The following is a 17,708-nucleotide window of genomic DNA, read 5'->3' as shown; positions in this document are numbered from 1 at the left end:
ACCAGCACGGTACGGAGCGGCGGACCGAGCGCACGTGTCCCAGCCGGGGACACGATCGAGTGCGTCGTCAGCCGCTCCACGCCGCGACCGCTGCGAGGGATGCGCTCGTTCACCCGTTGATGAAGGTGCGCACCTCGACGACGGCCGCGTCGAGTTCTCCGCCGACTCCGCTGAAGTCCTTCCGCTCGTAGCAGGTGACGAGCGCACGCTCCCACGCGAGCATCATCACCCCGCACTGCAAGCGGCTCGGGGTCGCGCCTCCGCCGTCAACGGCTCGTCGTTGCGCGGCGGCAACCAGCGCGTCGACCCACAGGTCTTGCTGCTGGAGATGTCGTCGGCGGAGAGCGGGTTCCGTCTGCCCCAAGCCGATGATGAGCGCCCATCGATCGGGCTCTGCCCGCACGGAGTTGACAGCCACGTCGAACGCAGCGCGGACTGCTGGCAGCCCGCCCTCGTCCGCTGGCCTACTCGCGAGTGCGTCCGCAACGGCGGACCCGAGGGATTCGGTCGCCTGCAGCACGGCGTCCTCCTTCGACGGGAAGTAGCGGAAGAACGTCCGCTCCGACACCCCGACGGCGGCGGCGATCGCGCTGACCGTGGTCGCGGCGTAGCCGACCTCACGAACGCGGCGTACGGCAGCGTCGGTCAGCTCCGCGCGGATCGTCTCGCGCATCCGCTCTCGGACTCCCTTGGGTCGCGCTTCGTCCTTCTGCATCCGGCCATCGTAGAGTACGGTCATTGACTGCCATAGTGTCATTAACTGAAACCTAGTCACCCGATGTAAGGAGATCCCCATGACCGACACGATCACGATCGGTGAGTACACCGTCTCGGCTCTCGTTGACGGTGAGTCACATCTCCCGCCCTCTGCCTATCCCGGCGCGGAGTTCTCGCGGTACCCGCAACTACTCGACGCTTCGGGGACGCATCGGATCCGCATCGGTGCACACCTCGTGCAAGGACCTACGGGCACATTCCTCATCGACGCCGGCGCCGGTGTGATGTCGATGCCGTTCCCACCCGAACTCGCAACGCTCAACGGGTTGGACGCGCCTCCCACCCACCTGGCTGCAGCCGGGTCGCTCCCCGACTCCCTCGCGGCCGTCGGCGTGGCACCGGACGAGATCACGAAGGTGTTCGTCACGCACCTCCACCTCGACCACGTCGGATGGGTCATGCACGACGGTGCGCCCTTCTTGCCCAACGCGGAGATCCACTACGGCGCCGAGGACTGGCCCACACTCGTGGACGGAGCTCCTGAGAACGACCCAATCCGGCCCCTCATGCGCGCGGCGGCTGCAGCCGGGATACTCCGGCCCTTCTCGCCCGCCTCGGAGGAACTACTGCCCGGCGTCACCGCAACCCACACTCCCGGTCACACGCCGGGACACCGGACGATCGAGATCGAGTCCCAGGGGCAGCGGATCGTCTTCGCGGGCGACCTCATCGAACTCCCGGTGCAGCTCGCGGACCGTGACGTCCACTTCATGACGGATGTGGACCGGACCGGGGCCAGTGCCGCCCGTGCCGCCCTCTTCGCGCGCGCGAAGGCGGAGGACATCGTGATCGCTCCCGCGCACCTCACCGCCCCCACCTTCGGCAGGATCACCGCCGACGACACGTGGGTCGACGCCCTGTCCCGTTGACCGTGCGGTCAGGGCGGCTCCCACGGGTACGACCAGATCGTCCCGGCGGCGGCCGTCTCGCGAGCGGCCACGGCCGCGCGGACCAGGCGGATGCAGCGGACCCTAGGAGAGGACCGAGCATCGGACGGGAGGCGCGTGGCGGCGCCGCCACGCGCCTCCCGTCCGATGACCGGCTGGTCAGGCGTACGCGGTCTCGCTCGCGATGCGACGACCGAGGTGCGCGAGTGCCTCGGCGCTCGCCGATCCCGGGACTGCGTGGTACGCGCAGAGCAGGTAGCCGGGGGTGTTCGGCACGACGAAGGTCTGGTGGCGGAGCGGGACCTGTCCGTACCCGTCGATGAACGGACGGACGTCGCCGTCGTAGTACGGGTCGACCTCGTGACGCTCCCACAGGTCGCGGAACACCGGGTCCAGCGCGCAGAGCCGGGCCGCCGTCGTGTGGAGACGCTCGTCGTACGGGTCGCCGTAGAAGCGCATCCGGCGCGCTGTGCGGTCGGCGAGGTCCTGCCAGGTCGGCAGTGCCCGCACCTCCGGGTAGGTGAAGACCACCTCCGGGATGCTCCGGCCGACCTCGAGACCGAGGGGCACGACCCACCTGGCGAGGGCGTTCGACAGCACGACCTCGTGCCGGGAGTTGATGATGTAGGCGGGGGTGTTCGCCCACGAGTCGAGGATCGCGGCCATCGCTTCGGTGGACACCGCTGCCTCGGCCGCGGCGATGTCGGAGGGCTGCGCCGTGCTCAGACGCACCATGTGCTGCCTGCCTGCGTCGTCGAGGCGGAACGCGCGCCCGAGGGCCTGGAGGACCTGGTCCGACGGGGTGCGGTCGCGTCCCTGTTCGAGGCGGAGGTAGTACTCCTGGCTGATGCCGGCGAGCCGGGCGACCTCGTCGCGGCGGAGCCCGGGGACACGGCGCCGCGTCAGCGACCGGACGCCGACGTCCTCGGGGCTGGTGGCAGCGCGGCGTGCACGGAGGTACTCGCCGAGTGGTGACGCTGGTGTACCCACGCCTGGTCCTCTCCTCGTCGGCACCGGTGTGGTGGTGCCCATGACGATCCTCGCGCAGCTGCAGGGCCGGATCGTGCCGACTGTCCCGAGCAGGGACACCCTCGCGATCACGCGGCCCCGTACCGTCTGGCGAGTCCGGAGGGAGAGCCGTGCACAGTCCACCGGTACGACGCGCGCACGTCACCGTCACCGCTCGCTTCGAGCAGACGCCGAGCGAGGTGTGGTCGCGGTTCGTTGACTTCTCCGACGCACATGTCGGCCCCGGCGGGTGGTCGGAGGTCCTCGTGCCCGACGAGAGCCGTTGGGTCCGCCGTGCGTCGGCGGACCTCGGCGTGGTCGAAGAACGGCGCGGCGACAGCATCGACGGCGTCCTGGCGTACCGTGCGCGGGTTCCTGGCGGGTCGGCCCAGGACGACCTCGACGCCGTCGTCCGGGTGTCGCAGGACGGGCACGGCAGCCTCGTCACGTGGAGCACCGAGGGCCTCGCGCGCCGATCGGCGGCGGACCGGGAGCAGGTCGGGCGATGGCTCGCGGAACGCCTGCAGTCAGCTGGCGGCCGGGTGCTGCCGCCGCTCACGATGGACGTCTGGCTCGGGAGCTCCCGTCCGATCGCGCGGACCGGTCTCGACGGGACCGGACCTGCCACGTGGTCGCCGACGACCGCGACGCTCATCGCCGGCGAACGCGACGCGGTCCTGGTCGACGCGCTCATGACGGTCGACGAGGCCGACGACCTCGTCGCGTGGATCCGGAGGACCGGCAAGCGCCTCCGCGCGGTCGTCGTGACGCAGGGCCAGGCGGACCACTTCTTCGGGCTCGGGCAGGTGCTCCGGGCGTTCCCGGGAGCCGTCGCGACCGCGGTCGCCGACGTGGCCGAGCAGGCACAGGCGCACACCCGCCCGGCGTTGCGATCGCGGTGGGAGACGTTGTTCCCCGGACGTCTGCCGCCGACGGTCACGGCCCCGACCCCCGCCCCCGCCGGTGTCATCGACCTGGAGGGGCACGCGCTGCAGCTGTTCGACCTCGGCGAGGTCGGCGGACGTCCCGCGAGCGTCGTATCCGTCCGGGACCTCGACACCCTGGTCGGCGGTGACCTGGTGTACAACCGTGTGCACCCGTGGCTCGTCGGTACCGACCGGGCGTCACGTCGTCGGTGGTGGCGGTCGCTCGACGTCGTCGAGGCGCTGCGCCCCTCCTGGGTCGTCGCGGGCCACCGCCACCCCGAGGCGGTGTCGGACGCCGCCGGCCCCCAGGTCGCGGACCTCCGTCGCTACCTCGAGGACGTCGAGATGGCGCTCGGCACGTGCGCGGACCCACAGTCCTTCGTCGCGACCATGACGGACCGGTGGCCGGACCACGGGAACCGCTCGACGCTGGAGGCATCGGCGGTCGCGTTGTTCGCGCCCGCTCGGACGATCGTCCCCGCCCAGTTCCCCGACCTGCTCCCCGGTGGGCCGATCCAGGCGGGCGGCGACGAAGACGCCCTCGACTGACTTCGCTCGCCCGCTAGGCTGTCGCCGATCGGGAGGGACGTCGTGGGCGGATCGGAACTCGCAACGCGGCTCCGGACGCTGCGGCTCGCGGCCGGCATGACGCTCGAGGCGCTGTCTGAACGGTCCGGCGTGAGCGTCAGGGGCATCAGCGACATCGAGCGCGGCAGGAGCCTCCACCCCCAGCCCCGCACGATCGAGGCGTTGGTGTCGGGCCTCGCCCTCGACGACGCGGCGCGGCGCTGGCTCCGAGCACCACTGATCGCGAGCGGCCCGGACGGCGGGCGGACCGACTTCCGTCCGGCCCGCGTGACGGACTTCACCGGCCGCGGCGTCGAGCTGCACCGACTCGTCCGACTCGTGGACGCTGCCTCGGCATCCGGCACCGCAGCTCCCGTCCGGGTCGTCGTCGTGTCCGGTCCTCCCGGCATCGGGAAGACCGCGCTCGTGACCGAGGCGCTGGCCCACGTCGCCGGGGAGGGGCGTCGTGTCTTCGTCGACCTCGCGGGGCACGGTCGCCCCGCCTCGACCGCTCTGGAGGTGCTGCAGCGGGTGCTCCGTCAGTGCGAGCCCGGCGACCCGCCAGGGACGCTCGTGGCCGCTCGTGCGCGGTGGGCCGAGATCGCCACTGACGAACGCGTGCTCGTCCATCTCGACAACGTGTCGGGGGAGGAGCAGGTGCGACCTGTCCTCGTCGAGGGGCGAGCGACCGTCGTCGCCACCTCCCGCCGGTCGCTCGCCGGACTCGACGCCGAACGCGTGGTCCTCGACGTCCTCGACGCCGAGGACGCTCGCGTGCTCCTCGAACGTGTGATCCCGGCGGAACAGCGCGACGATCGTTCGGTGGCGGAACTCCTCGCCCTGTGCGACGGGTTCCCCCTCGCGCTCCGGGTCGCGGCGAACCGCATCGCGAGTCGTCCGGCGACCACTGCTGCGGACCTGGTCGTCCGGCTGCGCTCGGCCGATCGTCGGTTGGCGCTGCTCGTCGCGGGGGACGTGTCGGTGGCAGCCGCGATCGCGGTCTCCCACGACGACCTCGATCCGCAGACGTCCGCGGTGTTCCGCACGACCGCCGCACTCGACGGGGTCACCTTCGACGCGCAGGTGGTCGCGGCAGCGCTCGGGGACGACCCGCTCGAGACCGAGGAACGGCTGGAACAGCTCGTCGACCTCGGTCTCGTCGAACAACGCGGTGCCGACCGGTACCGCGTGCACGACTTGATCCGGCTGTTCGCGTCCGACCGCCTGCGAGAGGACGCGGTCGCCGAGGCCTCCGTCCGTGCTCGCCTGGACCGGTGGCTGCTCGACCAGTTGCTCACGGCCGGGTCGGTGTTCGTCGTCCCCGGGCGAGCCCCGTTCTCACGGTCGGGTGCCGACCAGCAGGCGGCGCGGGACTGGATCGTCGCAGAGGTCGACCACTGGTGGCCGGCGTTCCAGCGCGCGGCGGCCGACGGACGACACGAGACCGTGCTCACCCTGACGAGCGTGCTGCAGTGGGTCGCGAACCTCTGGCCCGACTGGGGCAGGTGGTACGAGCTGGACCTCCTCGCGCAGGACGCAGCGAGTGCGACCGGGGACGACGGTGCTGCTTCCGAGATCAGCGGGCACCTGGCGTGGGCGGCTCACATCGAGCGGGCCGATCACCGTCTCGCTGCGCGGCACGCGGCGGATGCCCTGGCTGCGGCCGAGCGTTCCGGCGCGGCGCACCTGGTTGCCTGGGGGCACTACCACGCTGCGTGGGCTGCGCTGGAGCTCGGGGAGGTGGAACGTGCCGAGGGCCACGTGCGGGCTGCAGTCGCGGGCTTCGAGGCCGACCCGGACCCGGTCTTCCTCCACCAGGCGCGCGGCCTCCTCGGCCTCGTGCTCCGGGCGCAGGGGCGGCACGCCGAGTCGGTCGTCGCGCTCCGTGCAACGGTGCAGGGCATCGTCGCCGGCGTCGACCCCGTGGACGAGCGCGTCCGCTACGCCCAGGCCCTCGCACGTGCCGAACTCGCCACGTCGCTCCTCGCGGCGGGAGCCGCCGATGAAGCGCTCGCCGTCCTCGATGCGGGGCTCGGCGCGGTCCCACTCGACACCGGGACGTCGCTCGGGCTGCTGCTGCGCACACGGGCGGCGGCCCTGACGGAGCTCGGGCGACGGCACGAGGCACTCCGCGACGTCGAACGCGCCCTGGAGGCGATGCCGGCGCGGGTCCGTCCCGCACGCCTGGACGCCCTGCAGCGCGAGCTCGCCATGCTGCGCGACGACCTCACGGGGCCGCCCGGGTGACGGGGGAACGCGAGCGACGAAGCGACGGCGGGCAGTGAGGTCACACCGTCACGGTCCGCCGCACGGTCACGTCGTCCCGTAGCGCCGCGAGCACCTCTGCCGCGGGCGAGCCGACGGGAGCGTGGAAGGCCGTCAGCACGTGCCGCCGAGGACCGGGCACCTCGAGCGTCTGACAACGCAGGGTGACGAGCCCGTGCCCGTGCACCTCCTGGTCGATCGCACCGTTCAGGTAGGGGCGGGCGTCGTGCCGGGCCCAGAGACGTCGGAATTCCGCGTCACGGACCGACAGGGTGCCCACGATCTCCTGCAGGCGGCGGTCCCGCGGGTCGCTCCCGTACCGCAGCGTGGCGGCCGTACGTTCAGCTGCCTGCGGCCAGTCCTGCATCGTGACCCGGGCGGACGGCGAGAACACGGCGAGGGGCAGGTTCACCCCGGGACGCAGGCCGCCACCCGTCATCGCCCGTGCGAGCGGGTTCACGACGAGCACGTCCTGGTTGCCGTCCATGATGTAGGCCGGGGTGCCGGTCCACTGGTCGAGCAGGCCGGCCAACGCTGCGAGGACCGACCCGGGAGGCGCGGGGGCGTCGGTAGGGAGTCCACCGGTCTGGATGCGCACCAGGCGGCGCATGTGGTCGACCGCGGCCGGGTCCAACCGCAGTGCGCGGCCGAGTGCGTGCAGCACCTGGTCCGACGGCTGGCGGTCCCGCCCCTGCTCGAGGCGCAGGTAGTACTCCTGGCTGATCCCGGCGCGCTGCGCCACCTCGTCGCGACGGAGGCCCAGGACACGACGCGACGTCAGCGAGACGATCCCGACGTCGGTCGGCTGCACGAGGGCTCGACGAGCACGGAGGTACTCACCCAGCGGTGTCCCGGTGGTCGGCATGGCGGTGGTCCCTCTCGTCGGCGGTGCGGCACCGGTCCGTGGTGCTGCATGATGACGAGCACCAGCCCACCAGTCGGCCAGCGTCCGCACCATGCAGAACGCAGGCAGGAATCGAGGAGACCGTGTCCGGACGAACCGACGGAGCGGTCCTCCGGCGCCTGCGCGTTGAGGTCGGCCTGACCCTCGCGGACCTCGCGAGCCGGGCCGAGGTCGGCGTCCGGACGATCGGTGACATCGAGCGCGGCGTGGCACGTCGCCCGCAGCGCGCCACGCTCGAGGCGATCGCGACGGCACTGGGAGCCGGTCCCACCGACCGGAACGCGCTCCTCGCCATCGGTCGGCGGCAGTCGTCGTCGACGTCCGCCGCGCCGGACGTCGTCGACGACTTCACCGGCCGTGAGCACGAGCTGCGCCGGATCCTCGACCGACTCGGCGACGACCACACCACGGTCGTCGTCGTGTCGGGCGGCCCCGGCGTGGGGAAGAGCACCCTGGCGGCGGAAGCGCTCCGCGTGCGCGGCAGCAGGTGGCTGCACGTGGACCTCGGCGGGCAGTCCGCGTCGCCCCTGTCCCCGCTCGACGTGGTCCGACGACTCGTCTCGATAGCCACGGACGGAACGGAGGACGCACCGACGGAGTTCGACGCGGCAGCGTCTCGGTGGCGGGCGCTCCGTGACGAGCACGGTCACGCGGTGCTGCTCGACGACGCAGCGGACGAGGCGCAGGTCCGACCGGTACTGGAGGCGAGCGGCCCAGCGGCCCCGGTCATCGTCACCGCACGGAGGTTGCTGGCCGGCCTCGACGCCGGGCTCCGCGTGACGGTGACGCCCTTCGAGCAACAGGACGGCCTCGCCCTGCTCGAGCGCATCGTCCCCGATGCCGCGGGACACCCTTCACTGTCCGCCCTCGCCGAGCGATGCGCGGGAGTCCCGCTGGCGTTGCGGATCGCCGGCAGTCGAGTGGCCGCCCCGGGAGCGGACCTCGACGGTTTCCTCCGTGCGATCGTCACCGAGGAGCAGCGGCTCGCGGCGCTCCACCACGGCGACCGCTCGGTCGAGGCGGCCTTCGCCGTCTCCTACCGGGCACTGCCCGCGTCGACCGCGCGCGTGTTCCGGTCCCTCGCGGTGATCGACGGTACGACCTTCGACGCGTGGACCGGCGGTGCAGCGCTCGGACTCGGAGCGGAAACGGCGGAGGACGCACTCGAGGACCTCGTCGACCTCGGTCTCGTCGAGCCCCGCGGCGGGAACCGGTACCGCGTGCACGACCTGCTGCGTGCGTTCGCCGGCGTGCAGCTCGTGACGGAGGACGGAGCGACGGCACGAGACGCCCGTCGCTCCCGGCTGCACAGTGCGGTGCTCGGCAGGTTGGCCGATGCCGCCGGTCGTTTCGCTCCGGGCGCGCCATCGACGAACGGAGCAGACGCCCCGGACGCGGCGCGGAGGTGGATCGTCGGGCAGGTCGATCACTGGTGGCCGGCGTTCCGGGCGCTCGTCGATGCGGGGGACCACACCGCCGTCGCTCGCACGGCCAGCGAGCTGCAGTGGTTCTCGAACCTGTGGCCGGCGTGGGGTCACTGGTGCGAGCTCTTCGGTGACGCGGTGGAGGCCGCCCGACGCCTCGACGACAGGGCAGCCGAGTCCCGCCTCCTCGGCCTCCAGACCTGGGCGGCGCTCATGGAGCGGGGCGATCGGGACGGAGCGCTGGAACTCGCCACCGCCGGGCTCGCCGCAGCGGACACCGTCGATGACGACCTGTTGCGCGCGAACGCCGAGTACCACATCGCGTGGGCGTACCTCGCACTCCGGCAACCGCTGCTCGCCCTGCCGCACATCGAGTCGGCCATCGACGGGAACACCCGGGCCGGCGACGACGCCGCGCTCGTCCAGTGCCGGTCGATGGCCGGCGCGGCGCTGCACCTGCTCGGCCGCCACGACGAGGCGATCGTCGCGTTCCGTGGGGTCCTCGACGACCTGGACCGGGCGCCGCAGGGCGACCCCGGGATGGCCTTCACCCGCGTGGTGGCGCTCGAGGAGATCGCGAAGTCGGCGAACGCTCTCGGGAGGTGGGCCGAAGCGCGCGACGCCGCGGACACCGGGCTCGCCATCGCGGCGGGGATGCCCTGGGACACCGGTGCCGCCCGCGCCCTGCGGCAGCGTGCCGAGGCGCTGCTCGGGTCCGGCTCCGTCGCGGAGGCCCTGGCCGACGCCGAGCGGGCGGTCGCGCTGGTCGACGCGGACCGTGCCGACGCGCAGGCGCTCGCCGTCCTCGGCGAACTCCGTGAGCTGGTCGCGCAAGCACGTAGGACGACGGCCGCCGCACCGGACCCGTCGACGCGTGCAGTCGACGTGGCAGCGCAGGGTGTCCCCGGCGGGGGCAGGCAGGGCACGCCCGAGGCTGATTAGCCTGCCTCGGTGCAGCCAGACCCCGACCAGCAGCCGATCGTGCGAGCTCGCGACATCGAGCACGCCTACCCGACACACGCGGGAGTGGGACGTGCGGTCCTGCGCGGGGTGTCCCTGCAGGTGCGGCGTGGGGAGATGCTCGCCATCGTGGGGCCGAGCGGCTCCGGGAAGAGCACGCTCCTCGCCTGCCTGTCCGGGCTCGAGACGCCGGTGCGCGGCGTGGTCGAGCTCGACGGCGTCGACCTGCGCGGGCTCTCGCGGCAACGTTCCGCCCGGTACCGCCGTGGACGGGTCGGGTTCGTCTTCCAGACGTACAACCTGTTGCCCGCCTTGACCGCTCGGGAGAACGTCGCGTTGCCTGCACGCCTGGCGAAGCGCCCAGCGGACCGGCGGACGGTCGACGCCGCACTCGATGCCGTGGGACTACTCGACGTGGCGGACCAGCGGCCTGACGCGATGTCCGGAGGGCAACAGCAGCGGGTCGCGATCGCCCGCACGTTCGTCGCCCGTCCGGAGGTCGTCTTCGCTGACGAACCGACGGGGGCGCTCGACACCGTCGCGGGTGCACGGGTGCTCGACCTGCTGCGTGGGACCGCGGCCGGCGATCGGTCCGTCGTCATGGTCACGCACGACCTCGCGGCAGCGGCTCGTGCCGACCGTGCCCTGGTCCTGCGCGACGGTCTCGTGCACGCGGAGCTGGTCCGTCCGGACGTGGACGGCCTGTTCACGGCGGTCGAGCACGCGGCGGCCCTGACGTGATCGTCGCGCAGCTGGCTGCGGCCGACCTCCGGTCCTCGTGGCGGGTGTGGTGTGGGTTGTTCGCGGTCTGTGCGGTCGCCGCCGTGGCCGGATCCGTCCCGGGCACGCTCGTCGTGGGCGGGCTGCAGACACCGGACGTGCGGGGCCTCGCGTTGCTGTCCATCGCAGGCACGACGGCGGCGTTCGCACTCATCGCCGTCCTGGTGGTCGTCTCGGCGGTCGTCCGGCTCACAGCGGCGCTCCTCGTCCGGACGTACGGCCTCTGGCAACTCGCTGGCGTCACGCCTCGCGGCGTCCGGTGGACGATGCTCCTGCAGACGGCCCTGGTGTCGACGACCGGCGCGGTGGCAGGCGCAGCCGCCGCAGCGGTCGTCGTGCCGCCGGCGGTGTCCGCGGCACTCCTCGACTCGAACGGGCTCGCGGACGTCCGAGTGGCGGCGTCCTGGGTCGAAGCAATCGTCGTCGTCGTGGTCACGGCTGGAGCAGCGGTCGTCGCCGGTGCATCAGGGAGCAGGCGTGCAGCAGCCACCTCGCCGTCGGCGGTGCTCCGGAACGCGCCGGTGGGCCGCCGGTCGGTCGCCGTGCGAGCGACGGTCGTCGTCCTGCTCGTGGCGCTCGCCGGGAGCATGCTCGCCGGGCTGCCTGCGTCGGTGCCAGACGGAGCCGCGCCCGCGCTCCTGATCGGCCCGGTGCTGGTCGCGGCGGTCGCCGTGCTGGGCCGGACCGTCGGCGCACCCGCCGTGCGGCTCTGGACCGCGCTCGTGCCTGCCAGCACTTCTGTGGCCTTCGGGCTGGCGCGCGCGGCGGTGCGCTGGTCGTCGTCCCGGAGCGACACGACGCTCGCCGCTCTGCTGGTGGCGGTCGGACTGCCGGCGGGACTGGTCGGCGGGCAGCGGACCGCGGCGAGTGCCGTCGGTGCCGACGCGCCCGGCGGAGTCGGGGCGACGGTGCTCGTCCTCAGCGCCCCGGTGCTCCTGGCGGCGATCGGGGCAGCGGCCACCGCGGCGATGGCCGCTCGGGACCGTGCCCGGGAACGCGATCAGCTCAGGGCTGTCGGCGCCTCGCCCGGCCTGCCGGTCGGGGTCGCGGCGCTCGAGGGGCTCATCCTCGGGGTCACTGGGACGCTGATCGCCGCGGCGGTGGTCGGCGTCGCGGTCACCGCAGAGTGGGCGGTGCTCGTCGGCGGGCACCCCGGTGCGCGGCCGGTCTTCCCCGTCGTGCTGCTCGGTGCCGTGGGCGTGTTCTCGACGGCGCTCGTGGTCGTCTCCTCGGTGCTGCCGGCGCTCCCCGCCCGTCGTCGTCGCGTTCCTGTCCGGGCGTGAGCCATCCCGCCCGTCCGGCCGGACCCGACGTAAACTCAGCAGGTGTCGGAACACATCCATCGACTGGTCGGCCGCGACGCCGAGGCCCGGCTGATCGCGAACGCGTTCGACGAGGCGCGTGCCGGTCTGGGCAGCGCGGTCCTCATCGAGGGGGAGCCCGGCATCGGGAAGACCGCCCTCCTGTCGGACACGGCCGCGGTCGTTGGAGACCATGCACGCTTCGTCCTGCGGGCGCGAGGTGTCCGGAGCGCGACCGACGTGGCGTTCGGGGCGCTGCACGAGCTGCTCAACCCCCTCACGGCGTACATCGACGCGCTCCCGGGACGACAGGCGTCCGCCCTCGACGTCGCCTTCGGTCGGCGGACCGGTCCGACGCCGGACCGCCTCGTGCTCGGCGTCGCCGTCCTCGGGCTCCTGGAGGAAGCGTGCACGCACGGCACGGTGGTGCTCCTCCTCGACGACCTGCACTGGATGGACCGGACGTCGGTCCACGCGCTGCTGTTCGCAGCCCCACGGCTGACGGCTCTCCGCGTCCTGCTCGTCGCCACCTCCAGGACAGGTGGGCAGGTGTCCGATCCGGCAGACGCGTTCCCGACCGTGGTCCGTCTGGGACCGCTCGACGACGTCGCCGCTGCGCAGCTGCTCTCGGACGTGGCCGGGCACCTGCCGGACCGGAAACGTTCGCGCGTCCGACGCGAGGCGTACGGCAACCCCCTGGCCCTGCTCGAGTTCTCCGCCGCCGACGCAGGTGCGACTCGATCACGGACCACCGACCGGATGTCCGCACGTCTCGAGAGGAGCTTCCTCGACGGCGTCCGCCTCCTCCCGCAGGACGCTCAGGAGGCGCTGCTCCTCGTCGCAGCAGGAGAAGGCGCCACGGTCCGGGAACTCGAGGAAGCCGTGGCGGCGGCAGGCCTCGGTGCCGCGGACCTGGCGACCCTGGAACGGGAGGGCTTCGTCCGGCGTGACGGTGACCGCATCGTCCCGCGACACCCCTTGGTCGCCTCGGCACACTACGACGCGGCGGATCCCCTCCGACGCCGCGCTGCCCACGACGTCCTCGCCACCGCGGTCCGTGCCCCGGACCGTCGCGCTCTCCACCGCGCCGCAGCGACCGTCGGCCTCGACGAATCCGTCGCCGCGGACCTCGACCGCGTCGCGGAGACTGCCCTCCGGCACGGCGCGCCGGCAGAAGCCGCGACCGCGTGGCAACGCGCCGCGGACCTCTCGCCCGACCCCACGCACCAGGCGAACCGACTCGTGGAGGCCGCGGAGGCGGCCCGGCGTGCGGGCGCCTCCGATGACGCGTCCGTGCTCCTGCGCCGCGCGGAGCCGCTCGCGGAGCTCTCGGATGCCCGGACGCAACACCGCTTCGCGCGGGCGGAGTGGATGCTGAGCATGACCGCGGACCACCGAGGTCGGGGGGCCGCAGAGCTGGTGGCCTTCGCCGGCACCCGGTCCGAGGCCAGCGAGCGTGCGGAGGTCCTGTTGTGGGCAGCCGCCAAGTGCTACATCCACCAGGAACCGGACGGTGTCCGGGAGCTGGTCGCCTCGACCGTCGAACGCGCTGCTCAGGAGCACGAGGACCGGGACACGGCGGTCCTCGCAGACGTCACCCTGGCGCTCGTGCGGACCGGGCGGCCGCTGAACGACGCGACCGTCGACCGCTTCCTGGACCGCGCCCAGGCGACCGACGGCGTCATCATCAACTGTCTCGCTTTCGCTGCCGAGGAAGCCGGCGACATGGCGCTCTCGGACCGGTGCTGGACAGCAGGCGCCCGCCTGTTCCACGACGCCGCGCGGACGAGCGACGAGGCCACCGCGCTCTGCGGCCGGGCGAGCCCGCGGACCACCGCGGGACACCTGACGGACGGATTGGCCGATGCCGACCGATCGGCACGGCTGAGCGAGGAGTTGGAGCTTCCCGTGGTCACCGGGATGGCGCTCGCCGAGGCTGCTCGAGCGCTCGCACGAGCAGGCGACCGTGAGGGAGCCCGCGCGCGTCTGGACGCGCTGACGCGCATCCCCGTCGCGCAGGGGTTCGCTCGCATCGTCGCCACTGCGGCGTGGGCAGCGGCGCTGATCGCGGCGGACGAGGGGCGCCACGACGACGCACTCGCGCACCTCGCCCGGACCTCCGTCAACCGTCCGGTCGCGATGTGGTCCGGAGCGGACCTCGTCGAGGCAGCGATCCGCACCGGGGACGCATCACCGGTGCTCGAGTGGCTCGACGAGGCGGAACAGGTCGCGGAGGTCACCGGTTCCTCGCACCTGCGGCTGCTCGTGGCGCGATCCAGGGGACTGCTGGCGGTCGACGACGCCGAAGCGCTCGAGCACCTCTCGTCAGCGGTCGAGCTCGGATCACCGAGCACGATGCCGTTCGACCTGGCCGTGGCACGGCTCCATCTGGGCGAACGGCTCCGACGCGTCCGGCGGATCGTCGACGCCCGTGAGCAGCTCGCGCAGGCAGTCCGGCTGTTCGACGGTGTCGGCGCCCGCTCGTGGGCAGCACGCGCGCGCACCGAGCTCCGCGCGGCCGGTGGTGTCGCGGAACGCGATGTGGCGCGCGAGACGGCGGACGACCTGCTCACGCCGCAGGAACTCCTCGTCTCCCGCATGGCCTCGACCGGCCGGACCAACAAGCAGATCGCCGACGAGGTGTACCTGTCCCACCGGACGGTCGCCGCCCATCTGTCTCGCGCGTTCACGAAACTCGGGATCAGCCGCCGCTCCCAGCTCGTCGGCGTCCTCGCACCCGCGGACGCACCGGACTGAGTCCCGTGCCCGGTCACCGCCGGGTCACGCGACGGCGGCGGCAGGGCCCGGCGCCGCTGCCGAGCGCCTCCGGGCGTGCTGCAGGAGTCGGGCGCCCGCGCTGCCGGCCTTCGCGGTCAGCGTGACGAGCGACTGCCCGCTGGGACCCGGCACGGCGAGTGAGTGGCACACGAAGTCGACGGCACCGAGTGTGCCGACCCGGATCTGCGCGGGCCAGACCACCTGTCGCTCGACGTCGTGGCGGGCCCACAGGGTGCGGAACGTGTCGTCGCGGATCGCGAGCGTGCCGACGACCTCCTGGTAGCGCGTGCTCCTCGGGTCGCCGTGGAAGCGCAGGTTGGCGACCGCGCGGCGGGCGTCGTCTGCCCAGGCGACGGCATCCGCGCGCCCGTGCGACGAGAAGAGCTCGAACAGGACGTTGCTCCCGGGCTGGAGCCGGGGGCGGACCAGCCGTGCGAGCGGGTTCGCTGCGAGGACGTCCTGGTCGGCGCTGATGACGAGCGCCGGCAGGTCCGTCAGCCCGTCGACCAGATCGGTCAGCCCGTCGACCACCGCGGCCTTCGCGGGCACGGCGTACGGGGCGTCGTGCTCGTCGAGCTCCGCGAGCCGGTGCATGTGCTCGACCGCCACGGGGTCGAGCAGGAGGGCCCTTCCGATCGCGGCGAGCACCTGGTGGGACGGTCGGCGGTCGCGCCCCTGTTCGAGGCGGAGGTAGTACTCCTGGCTGATGCCCGCGAGCTGCGCGACCTCGCTGCGACGGAGACCCGGTACCCGTCGGGTCCGGGAGGAGATGATGGCGACGTCGGTGGGCCGGACGAGCGCGCGCCGGGCCCGGAGGTAGTCGCCGAGGTGTGCAGACGGAGCGGTCACGGTACCTCCCGGGTCGGAGCAGGCCGTCCCGGGAACGTGCCGGGATCGTGTCTCCACGATGGCGTCCCCACGACGTCCGCAGCATCCGTCGAATGACCACATCCCTGCCCATCGGATGGTGTCCCCGCCGGGGACACGTTCCCCGTGCGGGCTCGCCCGTACGCTCCGGAAGGTGAGCACGGACGACGAGGTCGACTTCCGGCGGGCACTGCTCGGCAGACTGGTCCTGCCCTGGCGGACCGTCCCGGCAGCCGTCTACGACCGGCACCTGACCGTCCGTGTCGCCAACCCGCTGGTGCACGCCGTCCACCCGTCGTTCCGCCCCGGCGCCAACCTGGCACGTGCGGCCTTCCTGCAACCCGACGGTGCTCCGCTGTTCCGGGCCGCGCCGGGTCCAGCCGACGCGACACCGGTCGGGACCAGGCTCGCAACGGAGCTCCGACGGCTGCTCGACGAGCACGAGGAGGACCAGGGCTTCGTCGAGCTGGTCGGTGAGCTCGCCGCACGCAGCGCCGACTTCGCCCGGCTCTGGGCCGAGCCGGGCGACGCCGGACCGAACGGCGTCGTCGGCTTCGACAACCCCCTGGTCGGTCACCTCGTGCTCGCGTACCACCGCTTCGCCGTCCCCGGTCCGGACGGTGACACCCTGCTGCTGTGGCGCGGTGCGGACGAGGAGTCGGCGGGGCGTCTCGGGCGCCTCGCCGACTCGCTGCCCGACTGAGGCGACCGTCGTCAGCGCGCGACCACGACCTTGCCGATGGCCGTCCCGTCGGCGACCTGGCGGTGCGCCTCGCGCAGGCCTGCGGCGTCGAACCCCTGCACGAGCGAGGTCACGGTGGATCGCACGCGGCCGGCGTCGACGAGGTCCGCGAGCGCATCGAGCAGGCGCCCTTGCTCGGCCATGTCCGGTGTGCTGAACGACGACCGGGTGAACATGAGCTCCCAGTGCCAGGCGATGGACTTCCGCTTGAGCGGGTACAGGTCGATGCCGCGCGGGTCGTCGATCGCGGTGATCTCGCCGAACGGCTGCACCAGGTCCGCGAAGGCCTGCACGTTCCCGGCCGAGTGCGCGGTGAAGACGTACTGCACACCCTCGGGCGCCACCGCCCGGACGTTCCGCACCAGGTCCCGGTGGTCGACCACGTGGTCCGCGCCCATGGCGGTCACCCACTCGCGGCTTTCAGGACGTCCGGCCGTGCCGACCACCGTCAGTCCGGTGCGCGCCTTCGCCAGCTGCACGAGCACCGAGCCGACTCCTCCGGGGGCTCCGACGACGAGCAGCGTGCCGGTGCTCTGCTCCGTCAGACGGAACCGCTCGAACAGCGTCTCCCATGCCGTGATGCCGGTGAGCGGGAGTGCCGCGGCCTCGGCGTGGTCGAGCGACGCGGGTCGGCGCCCGACGATCCGCGCGTCGACGACGTGGAGTTCGGCGTTGGTCCCGGGGCGGTCGAGTGCTCCGGCGTACCAGACGGCATCGCCGACGTCGAAGCGGGTCACCGCGGGGCCGACCGCCTCGACGACACCGGAGGCGTCCCAGCCGAGCTGCTTCGTGCCCGAACGGAGGCCGTGGCGGCTCTTCGTGTCGACCGGGTTGACGGACACGGCCTCGACGCGGACGAGGAGGTCGTGCGGACGCAGCGGGGCGAGCGGCACCTCGCGGGTGACGAACGCATCGTCGTCGCGGACGGACCTGCCCGCCTGCGCGAGGAACGCACGGGTTGTGGTCGGTGCGGTCCGGTGACTCCGGTTGCTCGGATCGGTGACGGTCATGGGTTCCTCCGTTGGTACGCGGTCGACAGGTGGTCTCCGTGGAGGCGCGGATCGCCTCCACGACGCACGGTAGGACCTCGCACCGCCGGGCAGCGTGGCTCCGTCGGGGACATCCTCGGTTCTGCATGACCCTGGAGGGGATGCTCCTCGCGGGGACACGTGCCGGGGTGGGAACGGCCCGTACCGTCAGGATCGTCGCCGTCCGGCGGCCACGACCGAGGAGAACCGATGAGGATCCTGCACCCGCCCGTCCCCGCCACGTCGCACGTCGGTGTCGACGTCGCCCCGCCAGTGCTCCAGACGCTCCTGCTGCCCGTCGTCGCCACGGCTTCGAGCCACTTCGGTGGCCACTCGTGACACCGATGCGCACGGTGCTCCAGGTACTCCGGGCGGACCCGGACCAGTGGCGACGGCGCGGTCTCCGATCGCCTCGGGAGATCGCGGTCATGGCGACGGAGCGCTCGCTGCCCGAGGATCCGGCATACGGCGACTTCTTCGTGCCGTCGCGGTGA

Annotated in this window: 14 protein-coding genes; 9 read left to right on the top strand and 5 right to left on the bottom strand. The window is 72.9% G+C overall.

Going from position 1 to position 17,708, the window contains the following annotated elements; translation table 11 throughout:
* Positions 1-109: 109 nt before the first annotated feature.
* On the bottom strand, positions 110-811 hold the full coding sequence (locus tag KM842_RS09775; protein WP_216257924.1) for a TetR/AcrR family transcriptional regulator: 702 nt from the start codon (positions 809-811) through the stop codon (positions 110-112).
* Here KM842_RS09775 and KM842_RS09770 point away from each other — a divergent pair.
* A complete protein-coding gene (locus tag KM842_RS09770; RefSeq protein WP_216257923.1) occupies positions 795-1,646 on the top strand; it encodes an MBL fold metallo-hydrolase in 852 nt (283 codons plus the stop codon). The two genes, KM842_RS09775 and KM842_RS09770, sit on opposite strands and share 17 nt — an antisense overlap.
* 177 nt (positions 1,647-1,823) lie before the next feature.
* Here the strand turns inward: KM842_RS09770 and KM842_RS09765 are convergent, their stop codons facing one another.
* Positions 1,824-2,654: a helix-turn-helix domain-containing protein gene (locus tag KM842_RS09765; RefSeq protein ID WP_216257922.1), complete on the bottom strand. Its 831-nt coding sequence runs from the start codon at positions 2,652-2,654 to the stop codon at positions 1,824-1,826.
* A 149-nt stretch (positions 2,655-2,803) separates the two neighbouring features.
* Between KM842_RS09765 and KM842_RS09760 the strand changes: the two genes are divergently transcribed.
* Both KM842_RS09760 and KM842_RS09755 read left to right on the top strand, forming a co-directional pair.
* Positions 2,804-4,147, top strand: a complete 1,344-nt coding sequence (locus tag KM842_RS09760; RefSeq protein WP_216257921.1) for an MBL fold metallo-hydrolase — start codon at positions 2,804-2,806, stop codon at positions 4,145-4,147.
* Between the two features lie 42 nt (positions 4,148-4,189).
* Positions 4,190-6,412, top strand: a complete 2,223-nt coding sequence (locus KM842_RS09755; protein WP_216257920.1) for a helix-turn-helix domain-containing protein — start codon at positions 4,190-4,192, stop codon at positions 6,410-6,412.
* A 40-nt stretch (positions 6,413-6,452) separates the two neighbouring features.
* Here the strand turns inward: KM842_RS09755 and KM842_RS09750 are convergent, their stop codons facing one another.
* Positions 6,453-7,295, bottom strand: a complete 843-nt coding sequence (locus tag KM842_RS09750; protein WP_216257918.1) for a helix-turn-helix domain-containing protein — start codon at positions 7,293-7,295, stop codon at positions 6,453-6,455.
* 122 nt (positions 7,296-7,417) lie between these two features.
* Here KM842_RS09750 and KM842_RS09745 point away from each other — a divergent pair, with 122 nt between their 5' ends.
* The 4 genes from KM842_RS09745 (at position 7,418) to KM842_RS09730 (ending at position 14,556) form a co-directional block, all read left to right on the top strand.
* On the top strand, positions 7,418-9,700 hold the full coding sequence (locus KM842_RS09745; RefSeq protein ID WP_216257915.1) for a helix-turn-helix domain-containing protein: 2,283 nt from the start codon (positions 7,418-7,420) through the stop codon (positions 9,698-9,700).
* Between the two features lie 9 nt (positions 9,701-9,709).
* Positions 9,710-10,459: an ABC transporter ATP-binding protein gene (locus KM842_RS09740; RefSeq protein ID WP_216257913.1), complete on the top strand. Its 750-nt coding sequence runs from the start codon at positions 9,710-9,712 to the stop codon at positions 10,457-10,459.
* Positions 10,460-10,542: 83 nt separating this feature from the next.
* Positions 10,543-11,781, top strand: coding sequence for an FtsX-like permease family protein (locus KM842_RS09735; RefSeq protein ID WP_216257911.1), 1,239 nt, complete (start codon positions 10,543-10,545; stop codon positions 11,779-11,781).
* A gap of 42 nt (positions 11,782-11,823) precedes the next feature.
* A complete protein-coding gene (locus KM842_RS09730; RefSeq protein ID WP_216257909.1) occupies positions 11,824-14,556 on the top strand; it encodes an ATP-binding protein in 2,733 nt (910 codons plus the stop codon).
* Between the two features lie 24 nt (positions 14,557-14,580).
* Here the strand turns inward: KM842_RS09730 and KM842_RS09725 are convergent, their stop codons facing one another.
* Positions 14,581-15,426: a helix-turn-helix domain-containing protein gene (locus tag KM842_RS09725; RefSeq protein WP_253206072.1), complete on the bottom strand. Its 846-nt coding sequence runs from the start codon at positions 15,424-15,426 to the stop codon at positions 14,581-14,583.
* Between the two features lie 172 nt (positions 15,427-15,598).
* Between KM842_RS09725 and KM842_RS09720 the strand changes: the two genes are divergently transcribed.
* Positions 15,599-16,147, top strand: coding sequence for an MmyB family transcriptional regulator (locus tag KM842_RS09720; protein WP_216257905.1), 549 nt, complete (start codon positions 15,599-15,601; stop codon positions 16,145-16,147).
* Between the two features lie 11 nt (positions 16,148-16,158).
* Here the strand turns inward: KM842_RS09720 and KM842_RS09715 are convergent, their stop codons facing one another.
* Positions 16,159-17,196 carry a zinc-binding alcohol dehydrogenase family protein gene (locus KM842_RS09715; protein WP_216257904.1) on the bottom strand — a complete coding sequence of 346 codons (1,038 nt, stop codon included), beginning with the start codon at positions 17,194-17,196 and terminating at the stop codon, positions 16,159-16,161.
* Positions 17,197-17,424: 228 nt separating this feature from the next.
* On the opposite strand from KM842_RS09715, the gene KM842_RS15960 reads away from it, so the two are divergent.
* Positions 17,425-17,553, top strand: coding sequence for a hypothetical protein (locus KM842_RS15960; protein WP_258367405.1), 129 nt, complete (start codon positions 17,425-17,427; stop codon positions 17,551-17,553).
* Positions 17,554-17,708 lie beyond the last annotated feature (155 nt).

Origin of the sequence: Curtobacterium sp. L6-1, from assembly GCF_018885305.1 — a bacterium.
Classification (GTDB): Bacteria; Actinomycetota; Actinomycetes; order Actinomycetales; family Microbacteriaceae; genus Curtobacterium; species Curtobacterium aetherium.
This window is presented reverse-complemented; position numbering and strand designations above follow the sequence as displayed.

Excerpts from the sequence above, each read along its gene's own strand:
- KM842_RS09715 (WP_216257904.1), bottom strand. The coding sequence starts at position 17,196 with ATGACCGTCACCGATCCGAGCAACCGGAGTCACCGGACCGCACCGACC.
- KM842_RS15960 (WP_258367405.1), top strand. The coding sequence starts at position 17,425 with ATGAGGATCCTGCACCCGCCCGTCCCCGCCACGTCGCACGTCGGTGTC.
- KM842_RS09750 (WP_216257918.1), bottom strand. The coding sequence starts at position 7,295 with ATGCCGACCACCGGGACACCGCTGGGTGAGTACCTCCGTGCTCGTCGA.
- KM842_RS09770 (WP_216257923.1), top strand. The coding sequence starts at position 795 with ATGACCGACACGATCACGATCGGTGAGTACACCGTCTCGGCTCTCGTT.